This is a genomic window from Bifidobacterium sp. LH_743 (assembly GCF_056355775.1).
In genome coordinates this window covers 521,412-545,323 of the sequence record NZ_JBKESZ010000001.1, presented here as the reverse complement: position 1 = coordinate 545,323, position 23,912 = coordinate 521,412, and the positions used below count along the sequence as shown (strand labels likewise).

At 62.6% G+C, this 23,912-nt stretch carries 18 protein-coding genes and 1 tRNA gene; 11 read left to right on the top strand and 8 right to left on the bottom strand.

What is annotated here, in order from left to right:
- Window positions 1-352: 352 nt before the first annotated feature.
- Window positions 353-2,080: an alpha/beta hydrolase family protein gene (locus AC1ATL_RS02295; protein WP_476568362.1), complete on the top strand. Its 1,728-nt coding sequence runs from the start codon at window positions 353-355 to the stop codon at window positions 2,078-2,080.
- On the opposite strand, the gene AC1ATL_RS02290 is transcribed toward AC1ATL_RS02295, so the two are convergent.
- Window positions 2,039-2,494, bottom strand: coding sequence for a hypothetical protein (locus tag AC1ATL_RS02290; RefSeq protein WP_476568129.1), 456 nt, complete (start codon window positions 2,492-2,494; stop codon window positions 2,039-2,041). The two genes, AC1ATL_RS02295 and AC1ATL_RS02290, sit on opposite strands and share 42 nt — an antisense overlap.
- Entirely contained in the window at window positions 2,491-4,422 is a 1,932-nt protein-coding gene (locus tag AC1ATL_RS02285) for a PspC domain-containing protein (RefSeq protein WP_476568127.1), read from the bottom strand. Before AC1ATL_RS02285 ends, AC1ATL_RS02290 begins: the two co-directional genes overlap by 4 nt.
- Before the next feature lie 113 nt (window positions 4,423-4,535).
- Between AC1ATL_RS02285 and AC1ATL_RS02280 the strand changes: the two genes are divergently transcribed.
- Both AC1ATL_RS02280 and AC1ATL_RS02275 read left to right on the top strand, forming a co-directional pair.
- The gene (locus AC1ATL_RS02280; protein WP_476568125.1) at window positions 4,536-6,077 is read left to right on the top strand and encodes an ATP-binding protein; all 1,542 of its coding nucleotides are present in this window, start codon (window positions 4,536-4,538) and stop codon (window positions 6,075-6,077) included.
- Between the two features lie 74 nt (window positions 6,078-6,151).
- Window positions 6,152-6,832 carry a LuxR C-terminal-related transcriptional regulator gene (locus AC1ATL_RS02275; protein WP_476568123.1) on the top strand — a complete coding sequence of 227 codons (681 nt, stop codon included), beginning with the start codon at window positions 6,152-6,154 and terminating at the stop codon, window positions 6,830-6,832.
- Between the two features lie 96 nt (window positions 6,833-6,928).
- Here AC1ATL_RS02275 and AC1ATL_RS02270 read toward each other — a convergent pair.
- A tRNA-Ser gene (locus AC1ATL_RS02270) sits at window positions 6,929-7,013 on the bottom strand.
- A gap of 239 nt (window positions 7,014-7,252) precedes the next feature.
- Window positions 7,253-8,539: a serine--tRNA ligase gene (serS, locus tag AC1ATL_RS02265; protein WP_204441754.1), complete on the bottom strand. Its 1,287-nt coding sequence runs from the start codon at window positions 8,537-8,539 to the stop codon at window positions 7,253-7,255.
- Window positions 8,540-8,667: 128 nt separating this feature from the next.
- Here serS and AC1ATL_RS02260 point away from each other — a divergent pair, with 128 nt between their 5' ends.
- Window positions 8,668-9,792 carry a diacylglycerol/lipid kinase family protein gene (locus AC1ATL_RS02260; protein ID WP_476568120.1) on the top strand — a complete coding sequence of 375 codons (1,125 nt, stop codon included), beginning with the start codon at window positions 8,668-8,670 and terminating at the stop codon, window positions 9,790-9,792.
- 151 nt (window positions 9,793-9,943) lie between these two features.
- On the opposite strand, the gene AC1ATL_RS02255 is transcribed toward AC1ATL_RS02260, so the two are convergent.
- On the bottom strand, window positions 9,944-10,801 hold the full coding sequence (locus tag AC1ATL_RS02255) for a PRD domain-containing protein (protein ID WP_476568118.1): 858 nt from the start codon (window positions 10,799-10,801) through the stop codon (window positions 9,944-9,946).
- A gap of 29 nt (window positions 10,802-10,830) precedes the next feature.
- The gene (locus AC1ATL_RS02250; RefSeq protein ID WP_476568116.1) at window positions 10,831-12,924 is read right to left on the bottom strand and encodes a glucose PTS transporter subunit IIA; all 2,094 of its coding nucleotides are present in this window, start codon (window positions 12,922-12,924) and stop codon (window positions 10,831-10,833) included.
- 321 nt (window positions 12,925-13,245) lie between these two features.
- On the opposite strand from AC1ATL_RS02250, the gene pgm reads away from it, so the two are divergent.
- From pgm to rpiA, 5 genes are all read left to right on the top strand, one after another.
- Window positions 13,246-14,922, top strand: a complete 1,677-nt coding sequence (gene pgm / locus AC1ATL_RS02245) for a phosphoglucomutase (alpha-D-glucose-1,6-bisphosphate-dependent) (RefSeq protein WP_476568114.1) — start codon at window positions 13,246-13,248, stop codon at window positions 14,920-14,922.
- A 285-nt stretch (window positions 14,923-15,207) separates the two neighbouring features.
- Entirely contained in the window at window positions 15,208-16,002 is a 795-nt protein-coding gene (locus tag AC1ATL_RS02240; protein WP_476568112.1) for a LytR/AlgR family response regulator transcription factor, read from the top strand.
- 1 nt (window position 16,003) lies between these two features.
- Window positions 16,004-17,377: a sensor histidine kinase gene (locus AC1ATL_RS02235; protein ID WP_476568110.1), complete on the top strand. Its 1,374-nt coding sequence runs from the start codon at window positions 16,004-16,006 to the stop codon at window positions 17,375-17,377.
- Window positions 17,378-17,430: 53 nt separating this feature from the next.
- Window positions 17,431-18,720: a ribonuclease H family protein gene (locus AC1ATL_RS02230; protein ID WP_476568108.1), complete on the top strand. Its 1,290-nt coding sequence runs from the start codon at window positions 17,431-17,433 to the stop codon at window positions 18,718-18,720.
- A gap of 174 nt (window positions 18,721-18,894) precedes the next feature.
- Window positions 18,895-19,596, top strand: coding sequence for a ribose-5-phosphate isomerase RpiA (rpiA, locus tag AC1ATL_RS02225; RefSeq protein WP_026646483.1), 702 nt, complete (start codon window positions 18,895-18,897; stop codon window positions 19,594-19,596).
- A 147-nt stretch (window positions 19,597-19,743) separates the two neighbouring features.
- On the opposite strand, the gene AC1ATL_RS02220 is transcribed toward rpiA, so the two are convergent.
- Complete coding sequence (locus AC1ATL_RS02220) at window positions 19,744-19,833, bottom strand: 30S ribosomal protein bS22 (RefSeq protein WP_004268639.1); 90 nt, start codon at window positions 19,831-19,833, stop codon at window positions 19,744-19,746.
- 169 nt (window positions 19,834-20,002) lie between these two features.
- Window positions 20,003-20,656 carry a hypothetical protein gene (locus AC1ATL_RS02215; RefSeq protein WP_476568106.1) on the bottom strand — a complete coding sequence of 218 codons (654 nt, stop codon included), beginning with the start codon at window positions 20,654-20,656 and terminating at the stop codon, window positions 20,003-20,005.
- Window positions 20,657-20,873: 217 nt separating this feature from the next.
- Between AC1ATL_RS02215 and radA the strand changes: the two genes are divergently transcribed.
- Window positions 20,874-22,292 (top strand): DNA repair protein RadA, encoded by a 1,419-nt coding sequence (gene radA, locus AC1ATL_RS02210; RefSeq protein ID WP_476568104.1) that lies wholly within the window; start codon window positions 20,874-20,876, stop codon window positions 22,290-22,292.
- A gap of 77 nt (window positions 22,293-22,369) precedes the next feature.
- Window positions 22,370-23,842 (top strand): adenosylhomocysteinase, encoded by a 1,473-nt coding sequence (locus tag AC1ATL_RS02205; RefSeq protein ID WP_476568102.1) that lies wholly within the window; start codon window positions 22,370-22,372, stop codon window positions 23,840-23,842.
- Window positions 23,843-23,912 lie beyond the last annotated feature (70 nt).

The following is a 23,912-nucleotide window of genomic DNA, read 5'->3' as shown; positions in this document are numbered from 1 at the left end:
TTTGGAACGCTCACCGTCGGTTTGGCGGAAAAGGCGCGGCGAAACCGACGACTGGAGGCCTCCCACCGTCGGTTTGGCGGAAAGGAGGCGATGGAACCGACGGATTTCCACATATCCACAGGCGGATTGTGGAAGGGGTTATTGCGATTTTCCCCTGGTTTCGCGCTGCTTTACGGCACGAGAGCATTGACTTGCGACGCAGGGATTGCGATTGCGCCGCGGATTCCCCATGATTTCGCGTTTTCCACGCCATAACCACTGAACACGACTAGAGTGGCGTACCGTGCGAAGCATTGTGAAACGAATTCTCGTCACCTGCGCGGCGACCACCGCGCTGGCGCTTCTTCTGACCATGGTCTTATGCGCGCTCGGCAATGCGATGGCGCCGAAATGGCAGGTCGGGCCATTCACTGACCATATCACGCCCGCTACGGCCAACACCGCCATCCAAGCCGTCAACCCGGCCACGGGCGCCGTGCTCAAAACCCCGCAGGAAGGCGCATACCGCACCAAGGAAACGCATATCACGGTCGCGTTGGACGGTGGCAAAACCGTGAACGCCATCGTCCGCGAGCCACTCGACGCTCCGACAGACCGTCCCGCATGCCTGTTCCTGCACGGCTCAGGCACCGGCAAATCGTCTGAAGCGTTCGGCGATGTGGCGAACGCGATGGCGTCGGCCGGCATCACCACCCTCGTGCCCGACAAGCGACTCGACAACTACACGATGCTGCACCGCAACTACGTGTCCAGCGCGCGCGACTATGCGAAATCGCTAGAGATCCTGAGAAACTGGCCAGGCGTGAGCAGGTCGGAAACCGGCATCTACGCCGAATCGGAAGGCACGTGGATCGCCACCGTGCTGACGCGGCAGCATCCGGACCTCGCCTTCGCCATCCTCACCTCTCCCCCGGTCGTCTCGGGCCGCCAGCAGATGACGCTCGCCGCCACCAACTATCTGACCGCCGCGGGCGCGCCCGACGCAGTCAAGCAGCTCATTCCGCGCATCACCAGCCTTGGCACGCAACGCATGGGACTCGCCTACGCGGATTTCGACGTGGCCAAATACCGCAGATCGCTCACCATGCCGCTGCTCATCAACTACGGTGTCAAGGACACGGCCATGCCTGTCGAACAGGGCGCACGGCTGCTGACCAAAGCCGCGAACCAGGCCGGCAACACGAATGTGACGCTGCGGTATTACGACGCGAACCATCAGTTGCGAACCGGTTCGAACCAGACGGTTCCGGGATTGCCATTGGAGCCGCATTACACGCACGATCTGGAGGATTGGATCAACGCGGTGGCGAGTGGCACGGGCGCGGACGATTGGGCGACACCGATGGTCGCCGGAGCGCAACCGGACCAGACGGTCACGGCACCGCTGAAGACCCCGCCCGCGCTGGTTAAATCGATGGGCGTGATCATCGGCGCGATCGCGGTTTGCCTGCTGTGCGCATTGCTGGCGATGTGTGGCGCGCCGATTCTGCTCGTCGCCGGCTGGGTGCGCGAGCGCCGTGCGTCACGGCGGATATCACGCGATTCGGCTTCGGTGGATTCGACCATTTCGAACGTCTCTCCAAGCCTGTCCGCGCAGCCGAACGTGGCGCATCCGATCGGAATAACCGACCATCGTTTCCCAACCAGCATGCGCACCGCACTGATAATCAACACCCTTCTTGCCGTCGGCACGACCGGCGTGTTCCTGGCGTATCTGGTCACCGTCATCATCGATGCAATCTCATTGACGGACAATTCGGCGGTGCTTGCCAAGAACTGGCATGTCATCGTCACGCTCACGTGGCTGAGCCTTGTCGCGTTCGCCTGGCTGCTGGCGGAAATCATCGTGGACATGTGCCGTCGTCATGCCGAAAACCGCGCGATCGCAGACATGAACACCACCGCGAATATGAAAACGCATATGAAGAATGGCCACGATGCCACAACCGGAATCCGATGCGAATCGAAAGAAAATGGAAAAGCATGCATCGGATCCGGCCATGTCATCGTGGCCACGTGTGTGGTGGTGTCGGCGGCGCTATCGTTGGCGCTGCTGGCCTTCTGGGGACTGTTCTGCTGACTGGCGTTCCCGTCGGCGCAGACGCATCGCGGCGACGATTGCCCAGATCACGGAGATGACGAGCAGCAGCGCGCCGAGACCGCCGACCACGTAGAAGAACAGCGTCGAGGGATTCGGCATCCAACGCCATGTGCCGGTGGGCAATAGGCACAGCGTGGCCATCAGGCCGACCAGGCAGAAGAACACGCCCAGCACGATGGTTCCGGTGCTTGGCCCGGACGGGCGGACGACCAGATCGCCGTCCGTTTTGCCGATGCGCACCTGTTTGGATGGGTCGACCGGCCGCTGGAACGATTCGGTCTTCGCCTCGCCCGAATCGCCGGCGACCGGCAGGGTTTCCGTAGGCTCGTCCGCGATATCCGCGATTCCCATGACGTCGGTCAACGGCATTTCACGGGTTTTCTCGTCACTCATTTCGTTTCCTTTCCGTCGGCGCTCTTTCCACTGGTGCTCTTCCCGCCGGCGCTGCCGTGCGATTGGCCGTGCGCCGTTCCCAATGGCAGCTTGCTGTCGGACGCGTACTGCATGGTGACGCTGCCACCGACCGTTCCATCGACGTTGACGAACAAATCCGGCTCCTCCGGAGCCTTGTCCGAATCGATCGACGGCCAATACCACTTGTTCTCGTAGATTGTTTTGAATGCCTTGTCGAGATCCGCGCCGTCGTACACCGAATCGTGCGAATCGTCCTCGCTATCGGATTCATCAGATTCGTCCGGATCGTCAGCATCATCCGCATCATCATCGTCCGAATCGTCGGGATCGGTGGTGCCGTCGAGCGCCGGAACGCCCTTGTTCACCCCATGGTGGCCAGGCACCGAACCATCGTCCTCATCGAGGGACAGGCCCATGAAGCCCGTGCCATTGAAGAACGTGAGCCCGTCCGGCCCTCCCACGTAATCCGTGACGTTGGTGTAGCCGCTGTCCCTGTCACTGACCGACCACTGGCATCCGTCCGGCAGCGTGACCACCACCTGGGCGTTCACCACCACTAGATTCAGTTCTCCCGTCGGACATGAGCTTTCGCCGTACGTGCCGTCGTCGAGCTTGACCTTGTGTTTGCCATGCGCGGCCGGATATCCGCTCAGATCGATGTCAAGCACATCGTTGGCGTAATTCTTGCCGACCACCACCAGTCCCTGTTCGTACCGTTTCATCTGGGCGTCGCTGGTGTCGCTCCATGTCACGGTGCCGGAGACCGTCATACGGTGATAGTCGTCCGACATCATCCATCCGCGGCTTTCCCATGCCACCGCGCCTGTACAGAACGTCATCGCCACGGCCATGAACGCCGCGAACCATGCCAGCGGATGCAGACCGCCGGCGCGACGGCCCATACAGCCGAGCACGACGATTACCACGCCGATTCCCAGGCAGATGCCGCCACAGCACAGCGTGGCGAGACGCAGAATACGCAAGGCGTAATCCCAATCGACCGTCATCGTGGTGGCGTACCAGCCGGTTCCGGCGATCGCCAGCAAAGCCATGCCAAGCGTCACCAGCACCAGCAGCGGTCCTGCCGGCTTGCGGCGGACTCGTTTCGGTTGCGGCGCCTCCACCGTCGGCGGAGCGGTGAAAGTCGGCGGCACATTGGCCGTGGCGAACGCGGCCGGCGGGTTCACCGGCTGTTGAAACGTCTGGTATGGCGATTGGGCGGGACGCGCGTACTGCTGGTAGCTAGAAGGCGTGGGACGCGTCGGCTGCGGCATTGGTTGGCCGGTCATGCCTGACATGTTCGCGGCAGTGGCCGTGTTCGCCGGCATCGGACGCGGCATATATTGCGATTGCGCAGGCCGCGCCGGCTGTCCGGGCTGCGTGGGTTGGGTAGGCTGCCCCGGCCATGGTCCGCCCGCTTGCGGCGGCTGCCAGCTTGCCGCATACGATTGGCGATTCACCAGCAGCCAGAACACCAGCACGGCCACGCCGAACGCCAGCCATCCGGCGCCGGGCAGGCACAGCGCCACCGCGGCACATACCAGCGCGCCCGCACAGTTCCAATCCCAATGGCCGTTGATCAGCTCCTCGCACAGGATCCGGCCATCCGTCTCGTCCGGCAGCAGGAACCAGGCCAGTGCGTAGAACGCCGCTCCGGCGCCGAACAGCAGCGAGGTGAGGATCACCAGCGCGCGGACCAGGGTGGCGCTCCATCCCAGGCGGCGCGCCACGCCGTCGCACACGCCGGCGACCCAACGGTTACGGCCGCGCATGATCCGGCTGGAGCGGATCCATGTGAAGAATCGATTGCCGCGATTCGGTTGCGGCTGATACATCGACGGCTGGGGCTGCGGTCCGGCAGAACCAGCGGCACGACCGCCTTGCGGATTGTTGTTTGCATTGCTCATGTCTCCATTACAGCAATCCGCAGCCGTCACACGTATCGGGGAACACCCTGAATCTGCCCTGAACACTGGCTGAAAGCCCTGAATCGGCATCCCCGACAGGGCACAATGGAAGCATGAAGTCCTTAGCCAAACCGCGATACACGCAGGAACAGTACGACCAGGCCAGCGCGGTCTACATGCGCTGGTGCTACGAACAGGCCCTGCGCGAAGGCCGTCCCGCACCATCACGACCGGCCAGGCTACCGTTGCTGCGGCCAACGTATGGACGTGCGGCTGCTGGCGTGGCCAAGGCCATCAGCATGCATCTGGGCGTGTCCGTCAATCTGATCCATTTCATCTTCGTCGTCACGTCCTTCTTCTTCGGCTCCGGACTCATCGCCTACATCTTCCTGTGGATCACCATTCCCACCGGCGATCCGGTACAGCAGGCATACGCCATCGCAGGCAGCCAGCCCGTAGGCAGCGCGCCGTTGTCACGCGGGAACGCGCCATACGGCAGGTCCGACGCACGCGGCATCGCGGACGCTGGAACAAGCATGCAAAACGTCGGCTCGCAATCGGCTGCGACCGGAGCAATAGCAAACGAAACGCCATCTGAAGACGGTTGGCAATCGTCCGAAAGCCTGGAACAGATGCTCCGGCAGGCACCGAAACCCGCGTTGCTGGCCATGGCGGGACTCGCCGCGTTGGGTCTGTGCGCGGTGATGGCGGCGACCGGTCTCGAAGGCACGCTGATTCTGCCGGTGCTGCTCGGCGTGGTCGGCATCGGCGTGTCCTGGCTTCGTTTCAACGCGAAGGAAGGCCAGTTGTGGACGATGCTCGCCGGCATTGCGATCATCTTCGCCGCATATGCGCTGTATATCGCCACGCATGTCCGCACGATGCCATCCGCACGGCATGCCACGCTCACCATGCTGGTCGCCGGTCTGGCGATGCTTGTCGGCGTGCTGCTGGCGATTGTGCCATGGATCACGGCGTTGATACGGGATTTGGGCACGGAGCGCGCGTTGAAGGAACGTGAGGAGGAGCGTGCCGATATGACCGCCCACCTGCACGATGGCGTGCTGCAGACGCTGGCACTGATCCAGTTGCATGCCGATGACCAGCAGACCGTGTTCTCGCTGGCGAGGCAGCAGGAACGCGAGCTGCGCGAATGGCTGTATCAGGAGCGCACCACGTCGGATCGTTCCGTCAACGCCGGTTTGAAGCAGATCGCGGCGCATGTGGAGGACACACATGGCAAACCGATCGAGGTGGTGACGGTGGGCGACGCACAGCCGAGCGCGCAGACCGACGCGCTGCTGGACGCCACGCAGCAGGCGCTCGTCAACGCCGTGACGCATGGCGGCGAACCGATATCCGTCTACTGCGAAGCCGGCGACAAACTGGTGGAGGTGTTCGTACGCGACCATGGCAACGGCTTCGATGTCGACGCCATTCCAGCGAATCGCCTGGGCATCCGCGAGTCCATCATCGGACGTATCAAGCGCCGCGGCGGTACAGTGGAGATTGTGTCGAGGCCCGGCTGGGGTACGGAAGTGCGCATGCACATGCCGATTTCAGGTACGGCGGAAGATACGGACGGCGGCGCGGCCACCACGGCGAACGGCGATGCGGGCGCACAACCGGCGCAATCGCAACGGCAATCGCGATGACGGATGCAGCCAGCGCAATGAACGCGATACACACGACAGACGCGGCAGCGAATCGATCGAACCAAGGAGTAAGAATGAGCGAGCGGGAACAGCACATCAGAATCGCCGTCGTGGACGACCACGAGATGTTCCGCGCAGGCGTGATCGCCACGTTGCAGCCATATTTCGACGTGGTCGGACAGGCGGCCGACGTGGAAGGTTCGGTGGCGATGATCGCGCAGACCAAACCGGATGTGGTGCTGCTGGACGTGCACGTGCCGGGCGGCGAGAACGGCGGGGGCGCCGAAATTCTCGCGAAATCGCGCGCATACTCCCCCGATACCGTCTTCCTCGCGCTGTCCGTGTCAGATTCGCCGCAGGATGTCGGTTCCGTGATCCGCGCCGGCGCACAGGGGTATGTGACCAAGACGATTTCCGGAGACGACCTGGTGTCCTCCATCAAGCAAGTGTATGAGGGCTACGCCGTGTTCTCGCCGAAATTGGCGGGATTCGTGCTGTCCGCCTTCCAGAATGGGCCGAGCGCGAACGGCGCGTTCGGCGGCCCGATCCACGATGACGAGCTGGACCGGCTGTCCAATCGCGAGCAGGAGGTCATGCGGCTGATCGCGCGCGGCTATACGTACAAGGAGGTGGCTTCGGAACTGTTCATCTCCATCAAGACCGTGGAGACCCATATGAGCTCGGTGCTGCGCAAGCTGCAGTTGTCGAACCGCTCGGAACTCACCCGTTGGGCCGCGGACCGTCGTATTGTGTGATTGGGCATGAGGGGCATGCCCCGGGCGGACCGGGCGTGGCCGGAACAGGACCCGAACGAAAAAGGGCTTATCGGCAGAAACCGATAAGCCCGCAAGCGGACAGAGCGAGATTCGAACTCGCGGAAGGTTGCCCTTCAACGGTTTTCAAGACCGTCTCTTTAGACCGCTCAGACATCTGTCCTTCGTACGAGAGGCCGAAACCACACGTACGAAACGTCAATATATCACAGCGATGAGAAAAGCGGCGTGGCACAGGTGCCAACGCCGCTTTTCACGGATTCACATCAGAAACCGGATATGGCCGGTCCCGGGAATCAGGCTTCCCATTTAGTGGGACGGACAGTCCAGTGGAACTGTCCGTGGCCGGTGCGTAGCGAAAGCGTCACGCACCGCGCACAGACCCGGCGAAGCCTGATGAAATCAGGCTTCCCATTTAGTGGGCTCGATGACTTCCTTGCCACCCATGTACGGACGCATGGCCTTCGGAATCTCGATGGAGCCGTCCTTCTGCTGATGGTTCTCAAGGATGGCGACCAGCCAACGAGTGGTCGCCAGCGTGCCGTTCAACGTGGAGACGGCGCGGGTGCTGCCATCCTCCATGCGTTCGCGAATGTTCAGGCGGCGTGCCTGATACTCGGTGCAGTTGGAGGTGGAGGTCAGCTCGCGGTAGCGGCCCTGGGTCGGCACCCAGGCCTCGCAATCGAACTTGCGGGCGGCGGAGGAACCCAGATCGCCGGCGGCGGTGTCGATGATGCGGTACGGCACCTCGACCTTGCCGAGCATCTCCTGCTCCATGGCCAGCAGGTGCTCGTGCTCCTTGTAGGAGTCCTCCTGCTTGGCGTAGACGAACATCTCCACCTTGTCGAACTGGTGCACGCGGATGATGCCGGAGGTGTCCTTGCCTGCGGCGCCAGCCTCGCGGCGGTAGCAGGAGCTCCAGCCGCAATAACGCAGCGGACCGTTCTCAAGGTTCAGAATCTCGTTCTCGTGCATGCCGGCGAGCGCCACTTCGGAGGTGCCGACCAGATACTGGTCGTCGGGCTCGCGCAGGCGGTAAATCTCGTCCGCATGGGAGTTGAGGAAGCCGGTGCCGCGCATCACTTCCGGACGCACCAGCGTCGGGGTGATGGCCAGCGTGAAGCCGTGCTCCTCGGCCTGGTCGACGGCCATGGTGAGCATGGCGATCTGCATGCGAGCCACCTGGCCGCGCAGGAAGTAGAAGCGGGAGCCGCCGACCTTCACGCCGCGCTCCATATCAATGCCGGCCACGCCGCGGCCGAGCGTCAGGTGGTCCTTCGGCTCGAAGCCTTCGGCCGCGAAATCGCGAATCTGGCCGACCTTCTTGACGACGACGTAATCGTCCTCGCCACCTTCCGGAGCCTCCGGTTCGACAATGTTGGACAGCTTCCACATGGCGGTGGTGTATTCCTCGGCGGCGGCATCCGCGGCGGCCTTGTATTCGGAGACCTTCTGGGACAGCTCCTTGGTGGCGGCGATCAGCTTGGCCTTCTCGTCCGCGGGGGCGGCGGCGACCTTCTTGCCAATCTCCTTCTGCCGCGCGCGGGCGGCCTCAAATTCCTTCAGAGAGGAGCGGCGAACCTCGTCGGAGCGCAGCACCTCGTCGACAAGTTCGACCGATTCGCCACGCTTACGCTGGGATTCCTTGACAACGTCAGCATGTTCACGAATGAATTGAATATCAAGCATGGTTCTCAGCCTAGTGCCGAAAGCAGACACCGACGCAACCGTTCTCATTTTTAGACGCGTGTGCGGGAATCGTCGAAATTCGGCATGTCAAATTCGCCTTTTTCGAAGGCCCAGTGGACAATGGACGTATGCCTATGCCACTTATCATCCTCATCATCGCCGTCGTCGTGGTCGCCGTGGGTGCGGCCGCGTTCTTCGGTTACCGCGCCTACAGGCACCGCACGCTCGCTGAGAAACTCGACAAACGCGACGATGATCAAGTGCATTACGCGTTCGTCGTCAATCCTTCCAAACCGCAGGCGGAGCAGCGCAAGGAGCATATCAGGGAGTTCTGCGAGGCGAAGCATCTCACCCAGGTGGAGTTCATCGAGACGCAGCTCGACAAGGATGGTCGCGCCTGCGCTTTGGAGGCTTTGGACCATGGCGCCGACGTCGTGGTGGCGGTCGGCGGAGATGGCACGGTGCGCACCGTGGCGAGCGCGTTGTCCGGAACCGGGCACGCGTTGGGCATCGTACCGATCGGCACAGGCAATCTGTTCGCCCGGAATATGGGCATTCCCGTGGACGACATCGACGCGGCGCTCACCGTGGCGACCTCGCACGGCTCACGTCAGGTGGATGTGGGTCGTCTCACCCTGTTGGACGACAAGACCACCGACCACGGGCACGCGTTCCTCATCATCGCGGGCATCGGCTTCGACGCGATGATGATCGAGGACACCGATCCGGAATTGAAGAAGAACATCAGCTGGCTGGCCTATTTCGTGTCGGGCGTGAAGAACCTGTTCGCCCCGAAATACAAGGGCGACGTCACCATCACCAGCGCCGACGGCAGCACGCATTCCACACATGGACTGGTCTTCCGCACGTTCATGGCGGGCAATTGCGGACAGATCCCCGTGTTCTCGCTGATGCCCGACGCCTCATACGATGACGGTCTGCTTGATTACGAGGTCATCGACACCTCCGGCGGCCTCCTCGGCTGGTGCAACCTGTTCGGCGACGTGCTGCACCAGACCATCACCGGCAAGGCGCAGCAGAGCCCGCTGTCCACGAATTCCACCGTCGATCAGGTGCAGGGCGTCAGCGCTGAGATTAAGTTGGAGAAGCCCGTTTTGGCGCAGGTGGACGGCGATATGCTTCCCGAGACGAAGCACATCCGTTTCAGCGTGGAGCGCAAGGCGCTGACCGTGCGTGTGCCGGAGACGTCCACGGAGCCGAGCGCGCTGGAACGTGTCGCCGAACAGCGGTAGCCGACGCCGGAATCGCATGCAGGTCATTCATTCCGTCATGTATTCCGCGTAGGACACGCACGGCTCGCGGGATGTCCGTCGTCGGGATGTCCGTCGTTCCGGAAATATGGAAATATAAGCGGCCGAACGCCACGGCTATTTCGATTATTGATTACGATTCCCGCGGTTGCGGCTCCCCGGCCTTCTCCGCGACACGCGACACGTGCAACGCAAGGTATGCGGTTTCCGATTCCGTAAGACCGACCTCCAGCCTCATCCTCACCACCATCGCAAGCTGCTTCGCGCACTGGTACGCGCGCGGATACGAGGTTTTGATCGATTCGATGATCGGCTGCGGCTCGTCGTCGAGCTGCTTGTGCTGGTGGATGCGCACGAACAGGTAGCGCAGATGTGTGATGAACCGCGCCACGTTGACGCTGTCCTGCTCGAGTTTGACGTCGTATGTGCTTTCGATGACGGCGATCATCTGCTGGATGACGCCGGTCATGGCGTATGTGGTGGACATGTCGCCGCCTGAGAATCCCGCATTGACCAGATGCAATGCAAACGCCACCGCTTCGCTGCGGGGCAGGGCTCCGCCCAGATAGGTGTTCATCGCGTCGACCAGCGCCAGACCCTTGGCGTATTCGTCGGGATAGAGCGACCTCACTTCCGCCTCAAGCGGATATTCAATGCTCTGCTTTTTCTGCGCGCGTTGGATCGCGCCGCAGAGATGGTCGGCGAGCGCCATGACCAGGGATGGCTTGCCGTCGGCCTGTTCCTTCAGCCCCGTCCGGTTCATGGCGTCCGTGACGAGTCTGATGATTTCGGGAGGGATCCCGGCCACCTGCTGTGCCATGTGGTCGGGATCCCTGCCGTCGACGGGGACGAATCGACGGACGATCTTCGCGTCATCCACGTGCTGCCCCGGCTTGGCCTGGAAGCCGATGCCACGACCCGTGAGGATCACCTCGCGGTCGCCGTCCTTGGCCAGCACGACATTGTTGTTGAATACGCGAAGAACGTCCACGTCGACCCCTTTTCGCCTCTGTGTGACAGTTAGCGCTGGATGTCGATCACCTCATCCCCTGCCTTGACGTCGATGCCGGTCTTCGGCGTGACGGAGGCGAGGGCTGCGGTGTTGAGCACCGTCATCAGCGTGGTGGTGCTGTATCCAGCTTCCTTCACTTTAGCAAAGTCGACGGAAACCAGCGGATCCCCCGCGTTAACGCGATCGTTGGCCTTGACCTTGACGGTGAATCCCTCGCCGTTCATCTTCACGGTGTCGATGCCGACATGCACGAGCACCTCCACACCGTCATCGGTTTTGATGCCGAAGGCATGGCCGGTTTCGGCGACGGTCTGCAGCACACCGGAGACCGGGGCCACGACCTCGCTGGCGGACGGCTGGATGCCGACGCCTTCGCCGAGAGCACGGGATGCGAAGACCGGGTCGCCGGTTTCGTCCAGAGCGATCACATGGCCGGCGACCGGCGCGTTCACCACGGTGGTGGAAGTGGCGACGGCAGGAGCGGCGGCTTCCGTCTTGGTCGCGGTTGCAGTGGCGACAGCGACCGGGGCGGCGGCTTCCTTGACTTCGGCGGCCGGGGCGGCATTCTTCTGGTCGGCGGCGGCACGGGCCAGCACTTCGGCCTTCTGTTCCGGCGTGCGGTAGTCGAAGGTGATGATCAGCACAAAGGAGGTAAGGAAGGACACCGCGATGGACACCGCGTACACCCACATCTGGTTGAAGACCGGGATGGTCAGCAGCGAAGTGAAGGCAAAGGCGGTGGTGGTCACGCCGTGCACGGTCTGGCCGGCGGCGGTGACGGACGGGAAGAGCCAGCCGAGGATGGCGATGACGACGCCACCGAGGCCGCAGCCGACGAGCATGCGCTTGTAGATGAGCTTGTAGCGCAGGTGGATGCCGTACAGGGACGGTTCGGAGACACCGCCGAGCAGGCCTGCGGCGAGCGCGCCGAAGGCAGTCTGGCGCATGTCCTTGTCCTTGTCGCGGATGGCAAGGAAGAGCACGCCTGCGGTGGCGCCGAAGCATGCGAAGTTCCACACGCCCATCGGGCCCTGGATGAAGTCGTAGCCGAGGGTCTGGATGTTCATGAGCATCAGGGCGTTGAGCGGCCAGTGCAGGCCGAGCGGCACCAGGAACGGATACAGCAGCGGGATCATGATGGCGAAGATGAACGGGGCGTGGGTGTTGAGCCATGCCAGGCCGACGCCGAGGCCGTTGCCGACCCACACGCCGAGCGGGCCGATGATGAAGGCAGTCAACGCGCCGACGATGATCATGGAGAAGAACGGCACGAAGACCAGCTGGACGCTTTCGGGGATGATCTTCTTCAGTCCGTGGTAGACGAGCGCGAGCACGGCGGCCATGAGCAGAGGCACGAACACGTTGCCGCTGTAGTCGCTCAGAGCCATCGGCAGGCCGAAGATATTGGCCGTGCAGGACTTGGTGCCGAGGGCCGCGTTCTCCACGCACATGGTGGTCTTGGCATCCATCAGTCCGGTGAACTGCGGGGTCATGAGGATGGCCATGATGGAGCCGCCCAGCCACGGATCGACTTTGAGCTTCTTGGCGGCGTTGTAGGCGACCATGATCGGCAGGAAGTAGAACACGCCCTTCCAGATGGCCTTCACGAACACCCAGCCGGCGGAGGCCTCGTCGTTCGGAATGACGTTCAGCGAGATAAGCAGGTTGACCAGCGCGATGATGATGGACGCGCCGAGCAACACGCCCAGGATCGGACGGAAGGAGTCGGCGAGGTACTCGAAGAAGGAGTCCATCCACGCCACCTTGCCGCGTGCCTTGGAACGGGCCTCGGCCTTGACGTCGGCGTTGCTCTTGTGGCCGCTGCCGTCATCGGCGGAGCCGGTGCCGACCTTCGCCATCTCGGGCAGATGCATGATGTTCTCGTACACGGTGGCCACGCCGCCGCCGATGACCACCTGGAAGCGGTCGCCGCTCTGCGGGACCGCGCCAAGCACGCCCTTCATGTGTTCAAGGGAGTTCTGGTCCACCTTGGAGGCGTCCACCAATTCGAAGCGCAGCCTAGTGGCGCAATGCGTCAGGCTGCAAACGTTGTCAGGACCACCGATTGCAGTGATGATCTGCGATTCGAGTGAGTCAGCCATCCTGATTCCTTTCTTTTCCTTTCGACCGTTCCGATCATGCGATCCTGGCTGCCGCGCAACAAAAAAGACCCGAGACATGGCATAGCAATGCCACATCTCAGGTCTTGCGTCTTAAAAAGTTGACTTGCAACCCTGCATGAGTCGAATCAGGTAAGACAATACACGACCAACACGATATTGGCAAATCGCCCGTCAGCAAACCACGCAAAGCCCCGGCCACATATGAGACACGCCGAAATCAGCCAAAAAAGAAAACGTATTCATCGCACATAATGGGACGATTGCGCCGATTGGACATGCACGCGTGGCACAATGTTGACTATGGTTGCAAAAAATGCGGGAATGCCCGCCACCCCAGCAGATCTGATCAACGTCGACGAGGTCATCGGCAAGTACTATGACGTCGTCCCCGATCCCAACATCCCGGAGCAGCGTGTCTCCTTCGGCACCTCCGGCCACCGCGGATCGTCCCTGAAGACCTCGTTCAACGAGGCCCACATCGTGGCCATCACCCAAGCCATCGCCGAATACCGCAAGAAGGCCGGCGTCACCGGCCCGCTGTACATCGGCCGCGACACCCACGCCCTGTCCGAACCGGCTTGGAAGACCGCCATCGAGGTGCTCGTCGCCAACGGCGTGCGCGTGCGCGTCGACTCCCGCGACGACTTCACCCCGACCCCGGTCGTGTCCCAGGCCATCCTGACCCACAACCGTGCGGCCGACGGCACCCAGCGCTTCACCGGCGACGGTCTCGCCGACGGCATCGTCGTCACCCCGTCCCACAATCCGCCCACCGACGGCGGCTTCAAGTACGACCCGGTCACCGGCGGCCCGGCCCCGGCCGACGTCACCAACGCCATCGCCGACCGCGCCAACGAGCTGCTCGGCGACTTCAAGAACGTCAAGCGCGTGCCGTTCGAGCAGGCCATCAAGTCCGACCTGGTCGAGCGCTTCGACTTCCGCGAGCACTATGTGTCCGATCTGGAGAACGTCATCGACTTCGACGTGATCCGCTCCTCCGGCGTGCGTCTGGGCATCGACCCGCTCGGCGGCGCCTCGGTCAATTACTGGCCGCTCATGAACGAGAAGTACAACCTGACCATCGACGTGGTGCGCCCGCAGGTCGATCCGACCTGGAGCTTCATGACCATCGACCACGACGGCAAGATCCGTATGGATCCGAGCTCCCCGTACGCCATGAAGGGTCTGGTCGACTCCCTCAACAACGGCGCGTGGGACAAGTACGATCTGGTCGGCGGCACCGATCCGGACGCCGATCGCCACGGCATCGTCTGCCCGAACTGGGGCGTCATGAACCCGAACCACTACATCGCCGTGTGCGTGGAGTACCTGTTCGGCGGCAACCGCCCGGGCTGGCCGGAGAACGCCGGCATCGGCAAGACGCTCGTCTCCTCCTCCCTGATCGACCGTGTGGCCGCGTCCATCAACGCCAAGCTCGTCGAGGTTCCGGTCGGCTTCAAGTGGTTCGTTGACCCGCTGTTCAAGGGCGAGGTCGCCTTCGGTGGCGAGGAAAGCTCCGGCATGTCCTTCCTGCGCAAGGACGGCCGCGTGTGGACCACCGACAAGGACGGCCTGATCCCCGACCTGCTGGCCGCCGAGATCACCGCCAAGACCGGCAAGAACCCGGCACAGCTGCACCAGGAGCAGGTCGAGCGCTTCGGCGAAAGCTGGTACAAGCGCGTCGACACCCCGACCACCCTCGAGCAGAAGCAGAAGTTCGCCAAGCTCACCGGCGACGACGTCGAGGCCACGCAGCTGGCCGGCGAGGACATCACCGCCAAGCTCACCGAGGCTCCGGGCAACCACGCCAAGATCGGCGGCCTGAAGGTCACCACCAAGGACAACTGGTTCGCCGCCCGCCCGTCCGGCACCGAGAACATCTACAAGGTGTACGCCGAGTCCTTCGAGTCCCCCGAGGCTCTGGACAAGGTGCTCGCCGAGGCGACCGAGGTCGTGGACAAGGCTCTGGCCGAGTGATGCGACGCCGTCATGCCGCGCGGTGATGCACGGCATGCGATGACGGCATAACGACATGGTCCGAAAGGCCCGTTCCCATTTGCGGAACGGGCCTTTCGCCATCCATGCGGCCATACGCCTCAGCCCACAAATCGACGTCCGTGGCACGAAACACGGTTTTCTGGCATGAAACGCGCCGTTCGCCGCACCCCGTATTTCCCTCTCCCGGTACGCTGGAGACAGAACAGGCAACACGGCCGACTTCGGACAGCGGACGTCTGCCGGGAATCGCCGGAAGGAGGGAACGTGCGCATCGCCATCGTCGAGGACCACGCCGCCGAACGTGAGCAGATCGCGGCCATGTGCACGGACCATTTCAGCCGCGGACATGACGGGGACATGGTCTGCGACGCCTTCGCCGACGCGGGATCGTTCATAGCAAGCTGGAGAAAAGAGCGGTACGATCTGCTACTGCTCGACTGCTATCTCACCGATGACGAGGCCTCGCCGCATGCCGCCACCGGTTTGGACATAGCGCGGCTGATTCGCCGACAGAACGACGACTGCACAATCGTGTTCATCACATCCAGCAGCGATTTCGCGGTGCTCGGTTACGAGGTGCAGGCAAGCGGCTACCTGCTCAAACCCGTCGACCGCAAAACCTTCGACGCCACCATGGAACGCGTCGGGAAACGATTCGAATCGAGATTCCCGTCCATGCACCCGACCTCGGCACGCTCGCCCGGCACCGTGGACCCCAGCTGGCATGTGGCGTTCGGCAACCCCGCCATCACCATGGACCGACGGCTCATCGTCTGCGCGCTGTCCGACGCGCACTACGTGGAATTCACTTTCTCGGACGGCACACGGACCCGTATCCGCACCAATTTCTCCGACGTGGATCGACGGCTCACCGTCTTCGACAACTTCTATCGCACCGCGCGTGGCGTGCTCGTCAACTTCGACTACGTATCCGGCATCGTCAACGCGCAATTCGTCATGAAAGGCGGCCGACGCATCCCCATCACGAAAACGATGGTGACCACCACCTGCCGCGCATATGCGGAATACACGTTCACACGCATGCGAACGGAGGACTGACATGCACAACCTGTTCGCAAGCCTCGCCCAAATCACCCCATCGTCCCTGTTCTTCGCCGTCGGGGAGCAGTTCAACGCGCTTGCCGGACTGGCGCTGTGCCTCATCATGGCGTGGGACCATATGGACAATCCCCGTCGCGACGGCGCGCTGGTCATGTCCGCCGGCCTGATCTGGTTCCTGTTGTGCGGAGCGCTGTGCTGTGCCTTGGGCATCCCCTCGCTGTGGACGGTCCTTCCGACCGCGCCGATCGTGCTGCTGGTCTTCAAATGGCTGTCCGAACTGCCATGGAGGCAACTGCTGCTCATCGTGGCCACCGCATCCTACATGGTGGCGATCATCTACTATGTGTCGCTCGTCATCGACGTGGCGGCGCTCGGCTCCCAATCCGTCAACCTGCGCGTCGGCTGGCCGGGACTGACCACCCTGCTGCTGCTTGACATCGTCGCGCTGCTCTCCCTGTGGCACCCGTTGCACGACTCGATTCCAGACACCTTCGACTCCCCGTCCATCAGCAAGGACTTCTGGAGGCTCATCTGGCTCTTCCCCTTCATCTCCACGTCGATCGTGGTGTGGTGCCTGCCCGCGGACAATCCGTCGCTGCTGGACGCGCGCGTGCTGGAGATAGCGTTCACCGTGGCCGTGTTCTACACCTTGTTCATGGCCTTGGCGTACTTCCTCATCTGGTACATGATCAAACAATCGGACCGTCTGCTCGAGGCCCACAGGCGGGAGCATTACGAAGCCATGCAGACGCTGCAGCTGCAGCACATGGACGAGCGCATCCGCGAGGCCCGCCAGATCAAGCACAATGTGCGCCACCACATCCATTCCCTGCAGGCATTGGCGGCCGCCGATGACATGGACGGTATCCGCTCGTATCTGGAGGAGATGTCGAAGCACCATCTGCTGCAGCCCGCACCGATGCAGTATTGCGAGCACACGTCGCTCAACGCGGTGCTGGTCTATTATTGCGACTGGATCCGGCATCTGGGAGCGGACGTGGACGTCAAGGCGTCGGTTCCGCAATACATCGGCATCAACAACGCGGAGCTCTGCTCGATGGTCGGCAACCTGCTGGAGAACGCCACGGACGCCATAACCCGGCAGACCAGCGGCAGCAAACGTCTGAGGATGCGCGTCCAATATCGTTCCGGTCCACCATCGGCGCTGTTCATCACGGTGGACAACACCTACGATGCCAGCAAAACCGACATCACGCGGATCGATGACGGCTTCGCCTCGACGAAGCACGGCGGCAGCGGACTGGGCACCGCCACCGTGCGGGAAACCGCCGAACGGCATCATGGCACGGCCACGTTCGATTATGGGGACGGCGTGTTCCGGGCCTCCGTCATGCTGTGTCTGGACGATTGACGCGCGATACGGCCCAATGCTTCGCGTCGCGCGGCTTTCGTAGGGTAGAAGGCATGACGATTACGGTTTCCACAGATGGCTCCGCCCTTGGCAATCCGAACGGCCCGATGGGCTGGGCATGGGCCGACCACGAATCCGCCGCGGGCGGAAAGCCCGGGCACGAGCATGCCGGCGATTGCGATGCCGGCGGCGCCACGAACGGCACCAACCAGATTGGCGAGCTCTGCGCCGTGCTGGAGGCGTTGCGCGCGCACCCCGGCTCCGAGGATCTGGTGATCGAAACCGATTCGCAGTATGCGATCAACTGCTCCACCAAGTGGGTGCAGGGTTGGAAACGCAACGGATGGAAGAATTCGCAGAAGAAGCCGGTGAAGAACGCCGATCTGATTCGCGCCATCGACGACGAGATCGGGCGCAGGACCGGCTCGGTGCGCTTCGTCTGGGTCAAGGGCCACGCGGGCAATGCCGGCAACGAGAAGGTGGACGAACTTGCGCGCACCTACGCGGGAGACTGCCGTTCGCACGTGCGCGAAGGCTATCTGCCGCTGGAAGGCTGGAAATCACTGCTGGCTTCCGAGTATTCGCGCGGCACGGACGTTCCCGAGGACGCGCGCATGCTGATGGACGGCACAATCAGCGCCGCCGAATACCACATGGGACGCGGACAGGGCGATTCCTCCTCCGATTCCGCCGTTCGCAACGCGGGCGACGCAACCACCGCCACGAATGGCGGCGCGAAGCCGCGTTCGATCGCCGACATGCTGGCGCAGCCGGAAGGCGTTCCCGACGATCTCGCGGATTTCAGCCAATCGTCCGACGACGCTACGGAAGCCGACGGTGTGGCGGAGACGACGGCGCTTGATAAGGCGTCTGAAGCAGATTCCGCCGTCTCCACTGCGGAGCCGTCCGCCGAAGACATGTCTGCCGAGGAATCGCAGGAACCGCACCAGTCATATGCGCAGATGCTGGTCAAGCATGACTACTTCCCGCGTGAAGATGGTGAAGCGGACAAGACCGCAACGGACGCAACAGACAAATCAGTGGAATCGGATGAAGCGGAAAACGTCGAGGAACTGGATCGGTCCGATGCCTCGGCGCCTCAGTCCGACCAACCGGCCGCGGAGGAAAAGCAGCCGCGAAATCTGCCGAAACTGCCGCATCGCAAAAGCCCATCGGGACTGTCGGTGTCGGGCACGGTGCGTTTCTCTCCCCCGCCGAATTCCAGCCCGACCTTCGACGGCAAGCCGCGTCTGATCCGCGGCTACATCGCAGTGGAAGGGTACGTGGACGGCGATGGCACGCTGATACTGGACGAGGCGCCGTTCGCGGTCAAGCACAGCTGATCTGTTGGTCGCGCATATCAAGGTGTTTCACCATGGGCCCCATCGTGAAACACCTTGTGAAACAATCCACATCCCCGCATGCGCGAGCACGACGCAGACCACACCATTCCCGCCCCGAAAATCAACGCATCCGATAGTATGGAGACGGTCTTAACCCCATATCGAAGGAGGATCATGGACAAGGCACAGCAGGACGCGCTGAAGAAGGCGGCCGGCATCGAAGCTGCAAAGCTGATTCACAGTGGCATGATCGCAGGTCTGGGCACCGGCTCGACCGTGCGTTTCCTGGTCGACGAGCTCGGCCGTCGCGTCAAGGAGGAAGGCCTCGAGTTCACGGGCGTCACCACCTCCCGCCGCACCCAGGAGCAGGCCGAAGGCTATGGCATCAAGATCGTCGACATCGATGATGTCGACCACATCGACGTGACCATCGACGGCGCCGACGAAGTGGACAAGAACTTCAACGGCATCAAGGGCGGCGGCGCCGCTCTGCTGTGGGAGAAGATCGTGGCCACCAACTCCAACAAGATCGTGTGGATCGTGGACGAATCCAAGGTCGTCGACACCATCGGCAAGTTCCCGCTGCCGGTCGAAGTGATTCCGTTCGGCGCAGGCCAGGTCATCAAGAAGTTCGAAGCCAAGGGCTACAAGCCGGTGCTGCGCCTGGACGCGGACGGCAAGGAAGTCCGCACCGACGAGAACAACTTCGTGGTCGACCTGCATCTCGACCGCATCGACCATCCGCAGGAGCTCGCCCAGGACCTCATCACCACGGTCGGCGTGGTCGAGCACGGCCTGTTCCTGAACATGGTGGACCAGGTCATCGTCGGCGACCCGAACGGCCCGCGCATCCTGGACAATCCGAACAAGAAGTGATTCACAGGAAGTGATTCCGGACGGCCGGCGGAATCCCCGCCGGCCGCACATACCAGAATCACACAAAACCACATAGCAAAAATCCCGCGCCTCCGAAAGGAGATGCGGGATTTTGTTTTGAGCGGACGCTTCACACGCGCCTGAAGACTACTTGCGCTGGTGGCGAGTCTTACGAAGCAGTTTGCGATGCTTCTTCTTGCTCATGCGCTTGCGGCGCTTCTTGATGACCGAGCCCATCTCAGCCTCCGTTCCTTAAACTCAAGGGGTAAAAGTTTGCAACTTGCCCAATACTACACCGCTTCGGGGACGAATACGCGCCCATGCATTCATATGGTGGAAAGTCGTGCCCTATTCACAACCCATCCGCCATGCGACGGCGACGATTCGGCCGCGGAGCCGCCACGGATCACAGGGGGAACTGCTGGTAGAAGCGCTGGACGGAAGCTTTGGCTCCGGTGGCGTAGAACACCACGGTATCGTTCTGCCATACGGCGACGGCCTTGCTGTCGTCGTCGTTGTCAAGATTGACGCTGTACGTGCCGGTGTTCTTGCCGGACACTTTCACGTTGCCGCTTGCCAGCTCCTTGCCGGTCAGCGCCTTGGCGAGCGTGTCGTATTGGGTCTTCGCCTTATCCGCGTCGGACCATTGCGCCGTCTCAAGCGTGATGTCCTGCCCCGTCTTGCCGGTGGAATAGGTCAGCGTGTATTCCTCGACCGGGGAGGCACTGGACCACGCCGTGCCTTCGTCGGCCTTGATGCGCGCGAAATTCAACACGGAATCCGGCATGGCCTTGAGCAGCTCGCTGGCTCCGTCCGGCAAGGCCACGGCGTCGATGGACGGCGTGGTCGGCTCGCTAGTGGCGCCTTTCGATTTGCCGTTGGACTTGGTCCCGGTCGAACTTGAGGTCTGCTGTCCGGACTGGGCGGACCCGTTGTCCTTGTTCAATGCCCAGCCGGGCCACACGAATGCGGACACCAGAGCGAGCACGACCACAAGAGCCGCAGCAAGGACGGCGGCGATCAATTTGCCATGGGAAGAGGAATTTTGCGTATCAGACATGGTTGTTATTGTTTCACAGCCATAAGACTCGTACGGACGCCCTCGAAAGAACGGAAATGCCCGCGCCAAAACGCCTGACACGGCCTTCCCCATCACCTTCCGCACGGCTTTCCCACCACTTCGCGCAACCCCGCATGCAGCCTTCATGGCACCCGCTATGCCAACAGCTATGCCACCCGCGAACATCTTGTCCCAAAACCTCCGTATTGTCGGCCGTATGGCAAAGACGTCCTCTCAATTCCTCTGTTCGGAATGCGGATGGAGCGGCCCGAAATGGCTTGGCCGATGCCCCGAATGCGGCCAATGGGGCGCCATCGAGGAATTCCATGAGGCCCGTCCGTCGGCGGGCGCCCGCACCGCGGCTCCCGGACGCACGTCCCGCACGCAGCCGCAACCCGTCGCATCTTCCGAAGCCAAGCCGATCACCGAGATAGGCACGGAGAACGTCTCACGCATCGCCACGGGATTCTCGGAATTCGACCGTGTACTCGGCGGCGGCATCGTGCCCGGATCAGTCACGTTGATCGCCGGAGAACCCGGAATCGGCAAATCGACGCTGCTGCTGGAAACCGCAGGCAACGTGGCCCGACTTACGGCGTTCGCAAGCGAACGCAATACCGTGCTGTACATTTCCGGCGAGGAATCGCAGGCGCAGGTGCGCATGCGCGCGTCACGCATCGGCGCGATGGAGCCGAATCTGCTGCTCGCCTCCACCACCGATCTGGCCACGGTGCTGGGGCTCATCGAACGGTTCAAGCCTTCGCTGGCCATCGTCGATTCGGCGCAGACCATCGTCTCGCAGGACGTCGACGGCATCTCCGGCGGCTCCACGCAGGTGCGCGAGGTGGCGAGCGCGTTGATCGACACCGCCAAAAAGCTTGACATTCCAGTGCTGCTGGTGGGCCATGTCACCAAAGATGGCTCGATCGCGGGTCCACGCACGTTGGAGCATCTGGTGGATGTGGTCTGCCAGTTCGAAGGTGACGCCGAAACCGCGCTTCGCATGCTGCGCGCGGTGAAGAACCGTTTCGGACCGACGGATGAGGTCGGATGCTTCGACATGAGCGGCGAAGGCATCGAGGAGGTGACCGACCCGTCCGGCCTGTTCCTGTCCACCGGCAACGGCGCGTGGCCGTCCAACGTGGACGGCACGTGCGTGACGTTCACGTTGGACGGCCACCGCAGCCTGCCGATCGAGGTGCAATCGCTCGTCACCAAATCGGTGCTGCCGACGCCGCGACGTGCCGCGAACGGCGTGGATTCCAACCGCATCGCCATGCTGGTGGCGGTGCTGTACCGGCACGGCGGCATCAACCTGCTGTCCAACGACCTGTACATCTCCACGATCGCCGGCGGACAGGCGCGCGAGCCAGGTTGCGACCTGGCGATCGTCGCGGCTTTGGCGAGCGCCGCGAAATCCAAAGCGATCGCCCGCACGACATGCGCGATCGGCGAGATCTCGTTGACCGGTCAGGTACGTCCGGTGCCGCGTCTGGAATATCGGCTTCGCGAGGCCGCCCGATTGGGCTTCACCACCGCCGTCGTGCCGACGTTGCGCAAGAACGTCGCGATACCGGGACTGGGCGTGGTGCAGGTGGATACGTTGCAGGACGCGCTGTCGGCGATTCTGCGCTAATACCAAAACACCATATTTTTTCGCCCTGTACCACGCGTGGGCAATACTATTTCCGTTCACCGATTGAGGAGAGTGAGATGGAACGGCTTCGCTTCGCCACTTGGGCGGAACAATATTCGCAGAAGACCAATCGTTCGCTGGCGGGTTCGCGCCTGCATGTCGATGATGGCGCGCTTGAGGCTGGCGAACGCCTCATCGCGCAGGAATGGGGCATGGTCGTGTCCTCCGCGCCGCAGGATGCCGGCGATGCCGACGCGCAGGCCGTGATCGATGCCGCCATTCCCGTGGAGGACGTGGCCGACGCGCGCGAACTGTCCGGCGCGCAGGCCGTGGATTTTGCCCAGCATCACATGCCGGTGCTTGACGCGCTGATGCGGGATGCACGGGAACGGGTGGATTTCACCGGAATCAGCATCGCCGTATGCCTAATCCTCGAACCGAAGACCGCAGCGCTGCTGCGCCAGCTCAAGGCCGCGGGAGCGAAGGTCGGAGCGTACTGCGGGGCGGAGGCCAACGACGAGCGAGTCGCCGAACAATTGCGTTCGGAAGGCATCGCGGTAGCGTTCGATCCGAACTGGACGCCGGCGCAGGCGCATCAGGCCGCGCTGGATCTGCTCGACGAGCTCAAACCGAACATCATCATCGATGATGGCGCGAGTTTCGCACGTCTTGCGGCGATGGAACGCCCCGAACTCATGGCGGACATCATCGGCGTGGCCGAGGAGACGACCAGCGGCATACGCGCCTTCCAAGCCATGCAGGATGCCGGCGCGTTGTCGTTCCCGGTCATCGCAGTGAACGACAGCATGCTCAAGACCGGTTTCGACAACGCCCATGGCACCGGCGAGACCTGCGTGACCACCATGCAGAGGATTCTCGGAGCGGACGCGTTCAACGGCGCCCGCGTGACCGTGGTCGGATACGGTCCGGTCGGCCGCGGCTTCGCCCGTCGTGTCCGCGCGTTGGGCGCGGACGTGACCATCTGCGACACCGACCCGGTCGTCGCCTTGCAGGCGGTGTTCGACGGCTTCCGCGCACTTGACATCGATCAGGCCATACGCACCGCCGATATGGTCGTGTCCGCGACCGGCGTGCGCCACACCATCACGTTGCAGCATATGCGTGCGATGCGGCCGCAAGCCGTTTTGTCCGTGATCGGCGGCATCGCCAACGAAATCGCATTGGCCGACGTTCCCGGCTTCCATGCCGAGAACAAACGCGAGATCCGGAACCTCGCCGTGCCCGACGGCCCGACGATTCGTCTCATCAGCGAAGGCGACGGCGTCAACTACACGGTGGGCGGCGGCAATCCTATCGAAATCATGGATCTGAGCTTTGCCGTGCAGGCATCGGCGGTGACCTATCTGCTTGAGCATCGCGGCACGCTGCCGAATGGATTGCAGCGGCTGGACCGTGACGTGGACCGGCATATCGCGGACATCGCCCTGCGTGTACGCGGATACCAGGCCAGCCATGCCGTTGCCGACAACGGTTACGATTGGACGCTGACCCGCTTCGCCGAAGACGAAGCGGCGGATGGAAAAGAGTGATTCCCGTGACGTTGAACACCCCTTTGCAGATCGCGGCGCATCCGAAGCCGCTGGAATCGGTGACCGTATA

Coding starts and splice junctions, on each gene's coding strand:
- AC1ATL_RS02295 (WP_476568362.1), top strand. CDS start 353: ATGGTCTTATGCGCGCTCGGCAATGCGATGGCGCCGAAATGGCAGGTC.
- AC1ATL_RS02290 (WP_476568129.1), bottom strand. CDS start 2,494: ATGAGTGACGAGAAAACCCGTGAAATGCCGTTGACCGACGTCATGGGA.
- AC1ATL_RS02285 (WP_476568127.1), bottom strand. CDS start 4,422: ATGAGCAATGCAAACAACAATCCGCAAGGCGGTCGTGCCGCTGGTTCT.
- AC1ATL_RS02280 (WP_476568125.1), top strand. CDS start 4,536: ATGAAGTCCTTAGCCAAACCGCGATACACGCAGGAACAGTACGACCAG.
- AC1ATL_RS02275 (WP_476568123.1), top strand. CDS start 6,152: ATGAGCGAGCGGGAACAGCACATCAGAATCGCCGTCGTGGACGACCAC.
- serS (WP_204441754.1), bottom strand. CDS start 8,539: ATGCTTGATATTCAATTCATTCGTGAACATGCTGACGTTGTCAAGGAA.
- AC1ATL_RS02260 (WP_476568120.1), top strand. CDS start 8,668: ATGCCTATGCCACTTATCATCCTCATCATCGCCGTCGTCGTGGTCGCC.
- AC1ATL_RS02250 (WP_476568116.1), bottom strand. CDS start 12,924: ATGGCTGACTCACTCGAATCGCAGATCATCACTGCAATCGGTGGTCCT.
- pgm (WP_476568114.1), top strand. CDS start 13,246: ATGGTTGCAAAAAATGCGGGAATGCCCGCCACCCCAGCAGATCTGATC.
- AC1ATL_RS02235 (WP_476568110.1), top strand. CDS start 16,004: ATGCACAACCTGTTCGCAAGCCTCGCCCAAATCACCCCATCGTCCCTG.
- AC1ATL_RS02230 (WP_476568108.1), top strand. CDS start 17,431: ATGACGATTACGGTTTCCACAGATGGCTCCGCCCTTGGCAATCCGAAC.
- rpiA (WP_026646483.1), top strand. CDS start 18,895: ATGGACAAGGCACAGCAGGACGCGCTGAAGAAGGCGGCCGGCATCGAA.
- AC1ATL_RS02220 (WP_004268639.1), bottom strand. CDS start 19,833: ATGGGCTCGGTCATCAAGAAGCGCCGCAAGCGCATGAGCAAGAAGAAG.
- AC1ATL_RS02215 (WP_476568106.1), bottom strand. CDS start 20,656: ATGTCTGATACGCAAAATTCCTCTTCCCATGGCAAATTGATCGCCGCC.
- radA (WP_476568104.1), top strand. CDS start 20,874: ATGGCAAAGACGTCCTCTCAATTCCTCTGTTCGGAATGCGGATGGAGC.
- AC1ATL_RS02205 (WP_476568102.1), top strand. CDS start 22,370: ATGGAACGGCTTCGCTTCGCCACTTGGGCGGAACAATATTCGCAGAAG.